The 14,582-nt window shown below is 69.7% G+C and carries 11 protein-coding genes and 1 riboswitch; of the genes, 4 read left to right on the forward strand and 7 right to left on the reverse strand.

The window, feature by feature from the left end; translation table 11 throughout:
- Nucleotide 1: 1 nt before the first annotated feature.
- The 3 genes from PBV52_RS07210 to PBV52_RS07220 form a co-directional block, all read right to left on the reverse strand.
- The gene (locus tag PBV52_RS07210; RefSeq protein WP_274249310.1) at nt 2-1,297 is read right to left on the reverse strand and encodes an extracellular solute-binding protein; all 1,296 of its coding nucleotides are present in this window, start codon (nt 1,295-1,297) and stop codon (nt 2-4) included.
- Nucleotides 1,298-1,707: 410 nt separating this feature from the next.
- A complete protein-coding gene (gene lysA / locus PBV52_RS07215; protein WP_274237462.1) occupies nt 1,708-3,042 on the reverse strand; it encodes a diaminopimelate decarboxylase in 1,335 nt (444 codons plus the stop codon).
- Between the two features lie 12 nt (nt 3,043-3,054).
- Nucleotides 3,055-3,390 carry an SAV_915 family protein gene (locus PBV52_RS07220; RefSeq protein WP_274237463.1) on the reverse strand — a complete coding sequence of 112 codons (336 nt, stop codon included), beginning with the start codon at nt 3,388-3,390 and terminating at the stop codon, nt 3,055-3,057.
- A 672-nt stretch (nt 3,391-4,062) separates the two neighbouring features.
- Between PBV52_RS07220 and PBV52_RS07225 the strand changes: the two genes are divergently transcribed.
- The 3 genes from PBV52_RS07225 (at nt 4,063) to PBV52_RS07235 (ending at nt 7,172) form a co-directional block, all read left to right on the forward strand.
- Nucleotides 4,063-6,021, forward strand: coding sequence for an amino acid transporter (locus tag PBV52_RS07225; RefSeq protein WP_274237464.1), 1,959 nt, complete (start codon nt 4,063-4,065; stop codon nt 6,019-6,021).
- A gap of 176 nt (nt 6,022-6,197) precedes the next feature.
- A complete protein-coding gene (locus PBV52_RS07230; RefSeq protein ID WP_274249312.1) occupies nt 6,198-6,650 on the forward strand; it encodes a hypothetical protein in 453 nt (150 codons plus the stop codon).
- 102 nt (nt 6,651-6,752) lie between these two features.
- A complete protein-coding gene (locus PBV52_RS07235) occupies nt 6,753-7,172 on the forward strand; it encodes a molybdopterin-binding protein (protein ID WP_274237465.1) in 420 nt (139 codons plus the stop codon).
- 113 nt (nt 7,173-7,285) lie between these two features.
- Here PBV52_RS07235 and gcvP read toward each other — a convergent pair whose 3' ends face one another.
- Nucleotides 7,286-10,171 (reverse strand): aminomethyl-transferring glycine dehydrogenase, encoded by a 2,886-nt coding sequence (gene gcvP / locus PBV52_RS07240; protein WP_274237466.1) that lies wholly within the window; start codon nt 10,169-10,171, stop codon nt 7,286-7,288.
- 176 nt (nt 10,172-10,347) lie between these two features.
- Nucleotides 10,348-10,444: riboswitch (glycine riboswitch) on the reverse strand.
- 113 nt (nt 10,445-10,557) lie between these two features.
- On the opposite strand from gcvP, the gene PBV52_RS07245 reads away from it, so the two are divergent.
- Nucleotides 10,558-10,965 (forward strand): PRC-barrel domain-containing protein, encoded by a 408-nt coding sequence (locus PBV52_RS07245; protein WP_274237467.1) that lies wholly within the window; start codon nt 10,558-10,560, stop codon nt 10,963-10,965.
- Between the two features lie 557 nt (nt 10,966-11,522).
- On the opposite strand, the gene PBV52_RS07250 is transcribed toward PBV52_RS07245, so the two are convergent.
- The 3 genes from PBV52_RS07250 to PBV52_RS07260 all read right to left on the reverse strand — a co-directional run bounded on the left by PBV52_RS07250 (nt 11,523) and on the right by PBV52_RS07260 (nt 14,529).
- The gene (locus PBV52_RS07250; RefSeq protein WP_274237468.1) at nt 11,523-13,007 is read right to left on the reverse strand and encodes a DNA polymerase IV; all 1,485 of its coding nucleotides are present in this window, start codon (nt 13,005-13,007) and stop codon (nt 11,523-11,525) included.
- Nucleotides 13,008-13,130: 123 nt separating this feature from the next.
- Nucleotides 13,131-13,790, reverse strand: a complete 660-nt coding sequence (locus PBV52_RS07255; protein ID WP_274237469.1) for a MerR family transcriptional regulator — start codon at nt 13,788-13,790, stop codon at nt 13,131-13,133.
- A gap of 265 nt (nt 13,791-14,055) precedes the next feature.
- The gene (locus tag PBV52_RS07260; protein WP_004002801.1) at nt 14,056-14,529 is read right to left on the reverse strand and encodes a bifunctional nuclease family protein; all 474 of its coding nucleotides are present in this window, start codon (nt 14,527-14,529) and stop codon (nt 14,056-14,058) included.
- Between the last annotated feature and the right edge of the window lie 53 nt (nt 14,530-14,582).

Below are 14,582 nucleotides of genomic sequence, written 5' to 3' on the forward strand. Positions count from 1 at the left end.
GCTACTGCTCTTCCTTCGCGGTCTGCGTGATGGACTCGGTGACCTGCTGGGGAGACTTGGACCCGGCGATGAGCGCGGCCACGCTGTCGTTGACCTCCTGGCCCACGGCGGGCGCGTACGCCTGGTCGAGATAGAGCTGGAAGCCGGTGGCGCCGTTCAACTGTGCCTGTACGGCCTTGATGTTCGGGTCGGTGATGGCACTCTCGGCCCCCGGCACCACCGGGAGGACGCCGGTCTTCTTCACCAGCTCCACGTCCGTCGCCTGAGAGGCGAAGAACTTCAGGAAGTCGACGGCGGCCTGCGGAGCCCCGCTGCGCAGGGCGTGTCCACCGCCTCCGCCGAACACCTCGGTGATCGCGCCCTTGCCGCCCGCGACCGCGGGGAACGGGAAGAAGCCGAGGTCGTCGCCGAGTCCCTTGCCGGCGTCCGCCTGCACGACCGGGGCCCACTGCCCCATGAGCTCCATCGCCGCCTTGCCGTTGCCGACGGCCGCGGCCTGACCGGTGGGGGTGGAGTAGGCGGCGCCGAGGAACCCCTTCTGGAAGGGCTGCAGGTCGACGAGCTCCTGGAGGTGCTGACCGGCCTGGACGAAGGCGTCGCCGGTGAAGTCCTTGTCGTCATAGGCCTTCTGCAGGGCGGCGGCGCCGGCGGTGCGCATCGCGAGGTAGGCCCAGTAGTACATGCCGGGCCACTTCTCCTTGCCGGCCAGGGCCAGCGGGGTGGTGCCCTTCGCCTTCAGGTCGCGCACGGCGTCGAGGAAGCCGCTCCAGGTGGTCGGCGGCTCGGTGATGCCCGCGTCCTTGAAGAGCGCCTTGTTGTACCAGAAGCCGATCATGCCCATGTCGAACGGGATGCCGTACACCTTCTCGTCGAGGATGTACGCCTCCTTCGCGACCTCCAGCAGGCCGTCGGCGAAGTCCTTGGTCCGGTCCGTCAGGTCCTCGACGAGGCCTGCGTCGACCTGCTGCTTGAGGACCCCGCCGCCCCAGGTGTGGAAGATGTCGGGCAGCTTCCCGGAGGCGGTCAGCGCCGTCATCTTGGACTTGTAGGCGTCGTTCTCCATCTGGACGATCTTTATCTTCACCTTGGGGTTCTGGGCCTCGAACTTCTTGGCCAGCGCCGCCCAGACGCCCTTCGCCGGCTCGGTGGTGGAGATGTTCCACCACTCGATGGTGGTCGTCCCGTCCGACGACCCTCCGCCCGAGTCGCCGCCGCAACCGCTCAGTGCCGTCATGCCCAGACCGGCTGCGGCAGAGGTCGCGAGGAAGCCGCGGCGGGACAGTCCCGGGTCGCCCATCATGCGCTCCTTGGGTACGGGACGGCCCGTTCATGGCCGTCCACTGGATCGAAAGTTTCGGAATTGATCCAGAAAGCTGCGTTGTTGCCGCACCCTAGAGACAGCTGCCAAACGGTGGCAACCCCTTGTACGCGGTGAATCTGCCGCCAACCGTCACGGCAGCGGCGGGACGCCGGCCGCCGGCGCCGCGTGCCGCCCCCGCACGGGGGGCCGACCTTCGGTCGACCGTCCACCCACTCCATGATGTGCGGGCGCCGGGGAAGTACTCGGAAGCTGAAGCAGAAAGCGCCGAAACATTCGGCCCGTATGACGAACATTACGGGGCGGATTACAGGGGTGCACGGCACCTCCGGACGAGGGCCGGGCCAGGCCGCCTCTCGTCCGGAGGTGGGTCGGGGAGGCCGCGTCGGCTACAGGCCGACGTCGCGGCTGCGGATGTCCTCCAAGGACTCGCGGCGGATCAGCAGCCGGGCGTGACCGTCGTCCACGGCGACCACCGGTGGGCGGCCGACCAGGTTGTAGCCGGACGCCATGGACAGGTGGTAGGCGCCGGCGACCGGCACGGCGAGCAGGTCTCCGGGGCGGATGTCGTCGGGGAGTTCGGCGTCGGCGGCGACGACGTCGCCCGCCTCGCAGTGCCGGCCCACCACGGTCACCGGAGTCGGGGCGGCGGTGCTGCGCCGGCCCACCAGGCGGGGCGCGTACCGGACCCCGTACAGGGCGGGCCGGGGGTTGTCGCTCATGCCGCCGTCGACGGCGACGTAACGGTGCGCGCCGGTGTGCTTGACGGCGAGGACGCGGTAGAGCGCGATCCCCGCCGGGCCCGCTATCGCCCGCCCGGGTTCGATGATGAGGCGGGGCACGGCGAGCCCCGCTGCCGTGCACGCCTCGATCAGCTCCGCACGCACCTTGCAGGCCAGCAGAGTCAGGTCCAGGGCCGGTTCACCGGGCCGGTAGGCGATGCCGTGGCCACCTCCCAGGTCGAGTTCGGGCAGGACCAGACCGTGCTGTTCGTACAGCCGGGCCATGAGGCCGACCAGGCGCCGTACGGCGGACAGATAGGGCTTGACACTGGTGATCTGTGAGCCCAAGTGGCAGTGCAGACCGGTCAGTTGGAGCTGCGGCTGATCGAGTATGCGGGCGATGGCGTGCTGCGCGTACCCGTCGGAGATGGAGAGTCCGAACTTCTGGTCCTCGGTGCCGGTGCGGATCTTCTCGTGCCCGCCGGCGCTGATGCCGGGCACGACGCGGACCATCACCTTCTGGTGTCCGCCCGGCCCGACCGCCGCGGCCAGCCGGGCGATCTCCGACGGGCTGTCGATGACGATACGGCCGACTCCGAGGCGCAGGGCGGTCTCCAGGTCGCGCGGGGACTTGGCGTTGCCGTGCAGCACGATCCTGTCCGGCGGGAATCCGGTGGTGACCGCGAGTTCGAGTTCGCCGGCCGAGCACACGTCGAGTCCGAGTCCCTCCTCGTCCATCCAGTGGACCATCGCCCGGCACAGGAACGCCTTGGCCGCGTACAGGACTTCGGCGTCGGGGAAGGCGTGCCGGTAGGTGCGGCAGCGTGCGCGCACCTCGGCCTCGTCCAGGACGTAGACGGGGGTGCCGAAGCGATCGGCGACCTCGGCCAGGGGCACGCCGCCGACGCAGAGGGCACCCGGGCGGGGCTCGGCGGTGGAGACGGGCCACACGGACAGGGCGTCGGCGCCGGCGGTCACCGCAGGTTCGTGAAGGGTGGTCATGGTGGGGTCCCCTCAGCCGATCCGCAGTGCGGGAACAGGGGCGACGGGCTCGACCGGCGTGGGAGGCGGTGCCGCGAACTGGGGATCCAGCGTGAGGGTGGTGACACCGAGAGGTGCCGTCAGCGCGCGCAGCGCGGGCTCGGCGAGCCCGATCCACGCCTGCTGTGGGCCGAGCGTGGCGATCAACTGCCGTTCGGAGGTGAAGCCGACGGCCGTACGGTCGCCGAGAGGTGTGCGGAAGAGGCGCGTCACGCACCCCGATGGTCCCGGCCGGACCGGAACGTACAGCGGACCGGCCGGGAACCGATCGGAGGGCTCCGGGTCGTCGTCGGACAGGGTGTCTGCCATGGGATGCCTCCGGGTGGGTCCGAGGTGGGTGCGGGGGGTGCGGGGGGTGCGAGGTGGATGCGCGGGGGGTCCGAGGTAGGTGCGCGGGGGGGCCGAGGTGGGTGCGCGGTAGATCGGGCGAGTGGTTTCGACAGCCCCGGACGCGGGGAGGCGGACCGGGGCTTGCCACTGACGCTATGCCCGGCGTCCGGGGTTCCGGACGGTTCATAACGGCACTCTGACGGCGATCGCCCGGACGCTGACGGGATGCTGACACGAGGCCTGGCCGACCACCAACGGCTGCCGCCCTGCGCCCCGTTACTGCTCTGCTGGACCCACCCCACCTGCCCGGCAACCGTGCCGCTACGAAGCCACCGCAGCGGGCACCCCCTCCCCTCTCCCGCTCCGGACTCAACACGCATTTGCGACACGGAACCCGCTCGCACCATCACGCTGGGTATCCACCCACCGCAAGGCATCCGCACGTCCCCCGTACAGCCCGACAGGACACCCGCAAGGCCCCGAGCTCGATTGTTGATGTGCAGCCAGCGCCGACACGGCCAGTCTTAACGGAAGCTTGACGCCGCCGGGCCCCCTATCCGTGGGCCCGTGCGTCACTCTCTGCTTACGCTGGTGCCGCCGTCCGCGGGATGGCCGGAACACTACGCAGATCCGCACATCAGGAGCACGCCGATGGCCGCCACGACCGAACACCCGCCGCCCAGTCGCCTGCGCGCCTGGATGCTGCAGGGGCTGTCCGACATGGGCAAGGGCCACGGTCCCCAGGACGCGCACGCCGAGCCGGAGCCCGCCCCCAAGGGCCAGCCCTGGTACCGCGTCATGTGCCTCACCGGCGTCGACTACTTCTCGACCCTCGGCTACCAGCCGGGCATCGCCGCCCTCGCGGCCGGCCTGCTCTCCCCGGTCGCGACCATCGTGCTCGTGATCGTCACCCTCGCCGGCGCCCTGCCCGTCTACCGTCGGGTGGCCGAGGAGAGCCCGCACGGCGAGGGCTCCATCTCGATGCTGGAGCGGCTGCTGTCCTTCTGGAAGGGCAAGCTGTTCGTCCTGACCCTGCTCGGCTTCGCCGCCACGGACTTCCTGATCACCATCACGCTGTCGGCGGCCGACGCCTCGACCCACCTGGTCGAGAACCCGCACCTGAACAGCGCTCTGCACGACAAGCAGCTCCTGATCACCCTCATCCTCGTGGCGCTGCTCGGCGCGGTGTTCCTCAAGGGCTTCCTGGAGGCGATCGGCGTCGCCGTCGCCCTGGTCGGCGTCTACCTCGTGCTCAACGCCGTCGTCGTGGCCGTCGGCCTCTACCACGTCCTCACCGAGGAGCACGTGGTCACCGACTGGTCCAACGCCCTCACGGCCGAGCACGGCAACGTCTTCGTCATGATCGGCGTCGCCCTGATCGTCTTCCCCAAGCTCGCCCTCGGCCTCTCCGGTTTCGAGACCGGCGTCGCCGTGATGCCGCACGTCAAGGGCGACCCCGGCGACACCGAGAAGCAGCCGGCGGGCCGGATCCGGGACACGAAGAAGCTGCTCACCACCGCCGCCCTGATCATGAGCTGCTTCCTGATCGCGACGAGCTTCATCACCACGCTGCTGATCCCGGAGAAGGAGTTCGAGTCGGGCGGCGAGGCCAACGGCCGCGCGCTGGCGTTCCTCGCCCACGAGTACCTCGGCGGCGCCTTCGGCACGGTCTACGACGTCTCGACGATCGCCATCCTGTGGTTCGCCGGCGCCTCCGCCATGGCCGGCCTGCTCAACCTGATGCCCCGCTACCTGCCTCGCTACGGCATGGCCCCGCACTGGGCACGCGCGGTGCGTCCGATGGTCATCGTCTTCACGCTGGTCGCCTTCCTGGTCACCTGGATCTTCGACGCCGACGTCGACGCCCAGGGCGGCGCGTACGCCACCGGCGTCCTGGTACTGATCAGCTCCGCGGCCATCGCCGTGACCATCGCGGCCCGCAAGGCCGGGCAGCGGCACTGGACCATCGCCTTCGCGGTCATCTCCGCGGTGTTCCTCTACACCACCGTCATGAACGTCATCGAGCGCCCCGACGGCGTGAAGATCGGCGCCTGCTTCATCGCCGGCATCATCCTCATCTCCCTGCTCTCCCGGCTGCTGCGCGCCTTCGAGCTCCGCGTGACCAGCGTGACGCTGGACGACATGGCGGAACGATTCGTCAGGGACATAGCCAGCCGCAGGATCCGGTTCATCGCCAACGAGCCGGACCGCCGGGACAAGGCCGAGTACCGCGACAAGATCGAGCAGATCCGCAACGACAACGACATGCCCGAGCAGGAGGACTTCGTCTTCGTCGAGGTGACGGTGACGGACCCTTCCGAGTTCGAGGCCGGCTTGACCGTGCGCGGCGACGTCATGCACGGCCGCTACCGCGTCCTCACCCTGGAGTCGTCCTCCATCCCCAACGCCCTGGCCGCACTGCTCCTGCACGTCCGCGACACGACCGGCTGCATCCCGCACATCTACTTCGAGTGGACCGAGGGCAACCCCTTCCACAACTTCCTGCGCTTCTTCCTCTTCGGCCAGGGCGAGGTCGCCCCGGTCACCCGCGAGGTGCTGCGCGAGGCCGAGCCCGACCGGGACCGCAGGCCACGGGTGCACACCGGCTGAAACGGCCGCGGCCATCAGGATCGCGTCAAGGTTGAACCGTAAGGCGTCAGAGCGCCGTCAGCCGGGGCCGTTCCGGCGCCGGGGCCCCTACCGTCTGCACTGTGCCGTCCGGAGGAAGCAGAGCGCGTCCGGCCCCGACCGGCGACCGCCACTGGCGTGACAGCGCCCGATTCGCCATGGGCTGCGCTCTCGCCTTCCTCGCGATGGCCCTGCTCGTCGACTACGACGCGGAGACCCTGACCCCGCCCCGGGCCCTGCTGTGGCTGGTGCTGACGGCCGTGGTCTTCACGATCCTGCTTCCGCAGCGCGTGACCGCGGGCCCGGGCTGGCTGGCGGTGCGCGGCCTCGTACGACGGCAGGCGGTGCGCACGGACGCGCTGGTGACGGTACGGCAGTACGGCGACATCTGCGCGCACCTGACCCTGTGCGACACGGACGGCCACCGCCTGGAACTGGACCCACGGATCCTCGTCGCCAACCCGCTGCTGTGGCACGAGCTCGACACCGGGGTACGCCGCTCACGCCAACGCGGGACGCTGCGCGAAGGTGTGGACGTGCTGGAGCGGCTGGGGCATGAGATCGACGACGCGACGGCGCGAGCGGTGCTCAAAGCGTCGGGGTTCTCCTGAACTCCGCACTACGGTAGGGACCGCCGTACAGGCGACAACTTACGACAATCCCCCACATACCCCCGCCCCCACCCGCCCCCACCGTCAGCGAGGCGCTTCCCCATGACCCTGAGCATCCGCAACCAACTCCCCGGCACGATCACCGCCATCACCCCCGGCGAGGTCATGGCAACGGTCAAGCTCCGCCTCAACGGCGGCCAGGACCTCACCGCGGCGATCACCCTGGAGGCCGTCGAGGATCTGGGCCTGGCCGAAGGCACCGCCGTGAAGGCCCTCGTGAAAGCGACGGAGATCTCCCTCGCCACGGCCCCCGTCGAGGGCCTGTCCATCCGCAACCAGCTTCCCGGCACGATCACCGGCATCGCCACCGGCGGCGCGATGGCGTCGGTCAAGATCGCCGTGGAGGGCGGCGCCCTGACCGCGGCCATCACCAGGGACGCCACCACCGACCTCGTCCTCTCCCCCGGAGCCCCGGTCGTCGCGCTGGTCAAGGCGACGGAGGTCGCCCTGTCGACGGCGTGACACAGAAGGGCCCCGCCCGGCCGGGAAGGCCAGGGCGGAGCCCTTCATTCGCCTACGTCTGAACGTGAGGCCCTCGGTACGTCAGTCCGTCTGTAGGTCAGTACCTCGGTACGTCAGTCCTCGTACGCGTCCAGCGGCGGGCAGGAGCACACGAGGTTCCGGTCACCGAAGGCCTGGTCGATCCGGCGCACCGGCGGCCAGTACTTGTCAGCGACCGTGACCCCGGCCGGGAACAAGGCCTCCTCACGGCTGTAGGCGTGCTCCCACTCCCCGCCCAGCGCCCCGGCGGTGTGCGGAGCATTCCGCAGCGGGTTGTCCTCGGCGGGCCACTCACCCGACCCGACCTTCTCGATCTCCGCACGGATGGCGATCATCGCCTCGCAGAACCGGTCGAGTTCGGTCAGATCCTCGGACTCGGTGGGCTCGATCATCAGCGTCCCGGCCACCGGGAACGACATGGTCGGCGCGTGGAAGCCGTAGTCGATGAGCCGCTTGGCCACGTCGTCGACGCTCACCCCCGTCGCCTTGGTCAGCGGCCGTAGGTCGATGATGCACTCGTGCGCGACGAGTCCGCCGGGCCCGGTGTAGAGCACCGGGTAGTGCGGCTCCAGCCGCTTGGCGATGTAGTTGGCGGACAGCACGGCCACCTGCGTGGCCCGCTTGAGCCCCTCGCCACCCATGAGCCGGACGTACGCCCAGGAGATCGGCAGGATCCCGGCAGAACCCCACGGCGCGGCCGAGATCGGCCCGACACCGGTCTCCGGTCCGGCCGCCGGCTGCATCGGATGGTTCGGCAGGTACGGCGCCAGATGAGCACGCACACCCACCGGACCGACCCCGGGGCCACCGCCACCGTGCGGGATGCAGAAGGTCTTGTGCAGGTTCAGATGCGAGACATCGCCACCGAAGTGCCCCGGCTTGGCCAGCCCCACAAGGGCGTTGAGGTTGGCGCCGTCGACGTACACCTGCCCGCCCGCCTCGTGCACCTGCGCGCAGATGTCGGCGACATGCTCCTCGAACACGCCGTGCGTCGACGGGTACGTGATCATCAGCACCGACAGCTCGTCACGGTACTGCTCGATCTTCGCCCGCAGATCCGCGACGTCGATCTCACCGTCCTCGGCGGTCTTCACGACGACGACCTTCATGCCGGCCATGACGGCGCTGGCGGCATTGGTCCCGTGAGCGGAAGACGGAATCAGACACACGGTCCGCTGCTCGTCCCCGTTGGCCCGGTGGTATCCGCGTACGGCGAGCAGCCCGGCCAGCTCACCCTGCGACCCGGCGTTGGGCTGCAACGACACCTTGTCGTAGCCGGTGACCTCGGCGAGACGTTCCTCCAGCTCGCGGATGAGGGTCAGATAGCCCTGCGCCTGCTCGGCCGGCGCGAAGGGGTGCAGCTGCCCGAACTCCGGCCAGGTGACCGGCTCCATCTCGGTCGTCGCGTTGAGCTTCATCGTGCAGGACCCGAGCGGGATCATGCCCCGGTCCAGCGCGTAGTCGCGGTCGGCGAGCCTGCGCAGGTAGCGCAGCATCGCGGTCTCGGAACGGTGCTGGTGGAAGACAGGGTGCGTGAGGTAATCGTCGGTGCGCAGCAGCGCGCCCGGAACGGCGTCCTCGGTCACCGCGTCCAGCGCCTCGATGTCGCCCTCGACCCCGAACGCCGTCCATACGGCACCCAGTTGGGCCCGCGCGGTGGTCTCGTCGCAGGCGACGGACACGTGGTCGGCGTCGACGAGGTGAAGGTTGACGCCGTTCTGCCGGGCGGCGGCGACGATCTCGGCGGCCTTCGCAGGCACACGCACGGTCAGCGTGTCGAAGTAGGAGCCGTGCACGACCTCCACCCCACCTGCCGTGAGGCCCGCGGCGAGGATGGAGGCGTACCGATGCGTCCGCCGGGCGATGCCCTTCAGCCCCTCGGGCCCGTGGTACACGGCGTACATCCCGGCCATCACGGCGAGCAGCACCTGCGCGGTGCAGATGTTGCTGGTCGCCTTCTCGCGCCGGATGTGCTGCTCACGCGTCTGCAGGGCCAGCCGGTACGCCTTGTTCCCGTCCGCGTCCACGGACACACCCACGAGCCGCCCCGGCAGGCTGCGCGCGAACTTCTCGTGCACGGCCATGTAGCCGGCGTGCGGCCCGCCGAAGCCCATCGGCACACCGAACCGCTGCGTCGTCCCGATCGCGATGTCCGCCCCGAGCTCACCGGGCGACCTCAGCAGCGCGAGCGCGAGCAGATCGGCGGCGACGGTGACGAGGGCACCGAGCTCATGGGCCTGCTCGATGACGGGCTTGATGTCCCGTACGACACCGGAGGCGCCGGGGTACTGCACGAGCACGCCATTGATCTCACGCGAGGCGATCTCGGCCGGGATGCCGTCGCTGAGATCGGCGACGACCACCTCCACACCGGTCGGCTCGGCGCGGGTCTCGATCACGGCGATGGTCTGCGGCAGCACATCCGCGTCGACCAGGAACAGCCCCTTCTTGTTCTTGCCCATACGCCGGGACAGGGCCATGGCCTCCGCCGCCGCCGTCCCCTCGTCGAGCAGCGAGGCACCGGAGGTCGGCAGTCCGGTGAGGTCGGCGACCATGGTCTGGAAGTTCAGCAGGGCTTCGAGCCGCCCCTGCGAGATCTCGGGCTGATACGGCGTGTAAGCGGTGTACCAAGCCGGATTCTCCATGACATTGCGCAGGATGACCGGCGGTGTGAAGGTCCCGTAGTACCCGAGCCCGATCATCGAGTCCAGCACCTGGTTGCGGTCGGCGAGCGACCGCAGCTCGGCGAGCACCTCGGCCTCGGTACGCGCCCCCGGCAGATCAAGGGAATCGGCGTTCTTGATCACATCCGGCACCGCGGCGGCGGTGAGCTCGTCGAGCGAGCCGTACCCGACATGGGCAAGCATCTTGGCCCTGGCCTCATGATCAGGACCAATATGACGCTGCTCGAAAGGGATCCCCTGCTCGAGCTCGGCGAGCGGAATGCGATGGGCGGTCATTGCGGAGGCCTCCTGGTCTGACACGACCTTCGAGGGGCACCACGGCGCGGGTGCCCGGACGGCCTCCCCCTCTGTCATCTCAACCTGAGAGCTTCACCGGGTCACCCAAGGGCGCCCGGCTTTCACCGTCGGTGAGAGCGGAAGCCGTCGACACCCGCCCTGCTTTCCAGAGTGACCTCGTCCGTGCGGTACGTGTGCCTGAGAGATTCCGGGGAGGATTTGCTCCTTCGGCGCCTCCGGATGGTGTCCGGAGGACTCTCCCGCACGGGGTCAGCAGCCGCTAGCCAGCCTACCAGCGGGGTCAACGCACTGACTTTCGAGTGGCCGCGCTCCCCAATGTGCCTTTTCGTAGTGCTTACGGATGAGTTGCGACCAGTGGAGGCCCCGTGCAGACCGACATCGATCCGCGCAACCTGATCGGCCGCAAGGCCTTCGACCGCAGCGGCACCAAGATCGGCACCATCGACGAGGTCTACCTCGACGACGCGACCGGAGTTCCGGAATGGGCGGCGATACGCACCGGCCTGTTCTCCCGGGACGCCTTCGTCCCCCTGGAGCCCAGCGAACTGGTCGAGGGCACCCTCCACGTCCCCTTCGACCGCGCCCTGATCAAGGACGCCCCCGACTTCGGCGTAGGCCGCCACCTCTCCCCCGAACAGGAACTCCAGCTCTACCACCACTACGGCCTCGACGTGGCCCCTCCCTCCCCGCCCCCGGACCGAGACTTCGGCAACCTGGCAGGCAGGGAAACACCAGAAGACAACGGCCCCCGGCCAACACACCCACACCCCTGACCGCGACCAGCCACGCCAGGCCCCTACTTCCCCCAACCGCACCGCACCGCGCCCGCAGCCGCAGCCGCAGCCACAGAACAGCCCTCTCCACCCACACAGCTGCGAACGCCACTGCAGGACGAGCCGCCCGCGAAACCAAGCACGCGGACACGCCTACAGACAGGGCGCCCAGCCAGCGCAGCCGCTGGCACCACCACCCGACGGCCTCCCGCAGCCATATCCGCGGACCGACACACCCCAGCACGCACAGCTACCGGCACCACGGCCCGACGGGCCACCCCAACAGCCATATCCGCGGACACCACCCCACGACAGCCACCCCAGCAGGCACAACTGCCGACACCACCGCCCGACGGGCCACCCCAACAGCCACGCCTGCGGACACGGTCCCAGGACGGTCCGGCCCCAGCACACGTAGCTGCGGGCAGTCGTGCCGCTGGGGCGGCACGGGTGGGCGCAGCGGCACCCCGCCAGCGCGGGCAAGCGACCCCACCTCCACGGGCACCACCACGCCGGCCAAGCAGCGACGCACGGCAGCTCCCACCCCCGCCCGCCCCCTACCCACGCGCCACAGGCATCTCCCCGACTCCCCCACCGTTCTCCTCAACCGATCCGGCCTCGACCGATCCGGCCTCCCCCACCCCTAATGCCCCACCAGCCCCAGATCCACCAGGCCCCCCACGTCCCCCAGCCCCTCCGGGTCTGGCCCGCACCAACGGCAACGGATCCGCCCCCTCCAACCCCGGATCGTCAACCCGAAACGTCCGCACCCGCCCCGGCTCCGACGACTCAGGCGTCTCAAACCGCACAGTCACGCGCCCAAGCCCACTCCCCTGCACCCACCCGTGCCCATACTCGACATGCCACACATCGTGCCCCGCAGGCCACCGCCGCTCGACAGGCACCGCCTGCCGCTCCTCCGCAGGCTCCTCGTGGTCGCCCTCCTCCTCGGAGTGCTCGACCTGCTCCCCCGCCGCCTGCGCGAACAGATCCTCCTGCGTGTAGTCGGCCAGCCCACTGACCCCGACCCCCAGCAGCCGCACACCACCCGTCGTGTCCACGGACTCCAGCAGCCGCGCCGCAGCCTCCCGCACCACTCCCGGATCATCCGTGGGCCCACGCAACGTCTCGGAACGGGTCAAGGTCGAGAAGTCGTACCGCCGCACCTTCAGCACAATGGTCCGCCCGGACAACCCCGCCCCACGCAGCCGCCGCACGCAACGATCGGCAAGCCGCTGCACTTCCAGGCCCACCCGAATCCGGTCGTGAATGTCCACGTCATAGGTGTCCTCCACCGACACGGACTTGGCCTCCCGCTCGGCCACCACCGGCCGCTCGTCGTGCGCCAGCGCCATGGCGTACAGGGCATGCCCATGCGCCTTGCCCAGCAGCCGAACCAGCTCGTCCTCACCCGCCTCGGCGATCTCCTCGACCGTGTTGATCCCGGCACGCCGCAGATGGTCCCCCGTCGCCGGTCCCACCCCCGGCAACGTCCGCACGGACATCGGCCCGAGCAACGCCCGCCCGGTCCCGGGCTCGATCACCACCAGCCCGTCGGGCTTGGCCTGCTCCGAGGCGATCTTCGCCAGCATCTTGGACGCGGCCAGGCCCACCGACCCCGCGAGCCCGGTGACCGCACGTATGTCAGCGCGCAGCTTCGCCCCCACCAGCCGCGCGGACCCCTCGTCCCAGGCCGCTCCCCCGGCCTCCAGATCCACGAAGGCCTCGTCCAGGCTCAGCGGCTCCACCAGCGGCGACAGCTCCCGCAGCAGCGCCATCACCTGCTCGCTGATGTCACGGTAGATCCCGAAGCGCGGCACGAGATACGCGGCATTCGGCGCCAGCCGGCGCGCCTGGGCCATGGGCATCGCCGAGTGAACCCCGAAGACCCGAGCCTCATAGGACGCGGTGGCGACGACGCCCCGCGGCCCGAGCCCGCCCACGATCACGGCCTTCCCGCGCAGGCTCGGCTTGGATGCCTGCTCCACCGAGGCGTAGAAGGCATCCATGTCGAGATGCAGGATCGTAGGCGCGTTCCTCACATCTCCGATGCTGCCTCACGCCACTGACAATGCCCTGCTACGACCGTCTGGCCCGTGACCGCCGGACCTCGCCCTACCCGCCCGACCACTGCGAGGCACCTCGGCAAAAGCGGCAAAGACCGCTCAGACCGCCCGGTTGCGCCGCCGGGCCAGCTCGTCCGCCGGATTGTGCCCGACCAGAGTCTCCCCGGTGTCGATCCGCTCCCCGTGCAGCTGCGACAACGCGCTCTCGACGTCCCGCCACACCACACCCACGGCGATCCCGAAGATCCCCTGCCCACCCTGGAGCAGCGCATGGACCTCGTCCGGCGAGGTGCACTCGTAGACCGTCGCACCGTCGCTCATCAGCGTCATGCGCTCCAGATCACGAAAGCCCCGCTCCCGCAGATGCTGCACGGCGGTACGGATGTTCTGCAACGACACACCGGTGTCGAGGAACCGCTTGACGATCTTCAGGACGACGACGTCCCGGAAGCTGTAGAGCCGCTGGGTTCCCGACCCGTACGCGGGCCGCACGCTCGGCTCGACGAGGCCGGTGCGCGCCCAGTAGTCCAGTTGCCGGTACGTGATGCCGGCGGCCGCACACGCCGTCGGACCGCGGTAGCCGATCTGCTCGGTCTCCATGGACGCCGCCCCTCCGCCGCTGCTCGGCACGGCCGTCGGTCGCTGCGTAGCGTGATCGGCCGCGCTGCCCTGAAGCGGGCTCTGAAGCGGGTACGGGCCGCTCGCCCCGAAACTGCGTCCGGGGGCACCCCCAGCCGTACCGTCGCCGCTGCTTCTCACGCCGACCTCCGTCCTTGACCTGCCTTCTCGACGGTAGGCAGTCACCAGGGGTGCGTCAACGATCGCCACACTCGGCACGCCGAGTGATAATCACCCTAGGAGTGGTTTCCCGTACCCCACCGCGGGGAAAGGCTAGCCGAATGCGCTCGGAGCAGGGCGTAGGACGCTCGCGCTCGCCGCTGGCAAATACCGGCATTTGAGCTGTAACCGACTGTGGGCCGCACCACCACGGACGCGAGTCCGTCGGGCCGCCGCCCGCGCCGCCTCACTGACTGCTGGTGCCGAAGTCCTCGGGCGAGATCTGGTCGAGGAACTCGCGGAACTTCTCCACCTCGTCCTCCTGCTCGTCCGGGATCGCGATGCCCGCGTCGTCGAGCACCCCGTCGCTGCCGTAGATCGGCGTTCCGGTGCGCAGGGCCAGCGCTATGGCATCGGACGGGCGGGCGCTCACCTCGACGCCGCTGGCGAAGACCAGCTCGGCGTAGAAGACACCCTCACGCAGATCCGTGATGCGTACTTCGGTGAGCTCCTGGCCGACGGCCTCCAGCACGTCCTTGAACAGGTCGTGGGTCAGCGGTCGCGCGGGGGCCATGCCCTGCTGGGCGAAAGCGATCGCCGTTGCCTCCCCCGGCCCGATCCAGATGGGGAGGTAGCGGTCGCCTCCCACTTCGCGCAGGAGCACGATCGGTTGGTTGGAGGGCATTTCGACCCGGACACCTACGACATCGAGCTCGTTCACACAGCAACCCTAGGCCGTGCTCGGGACGTTTGGGTAGTCGGGCCGGGAACGGG

Source organism: Streptomyces sp. T12 (assembly GCF_028736035.1).
Lineage (GTDB): Bacteria > Actinomycetota > Actinomycetes > Streptomycetales > Streptomycetaceae > Streptomyces.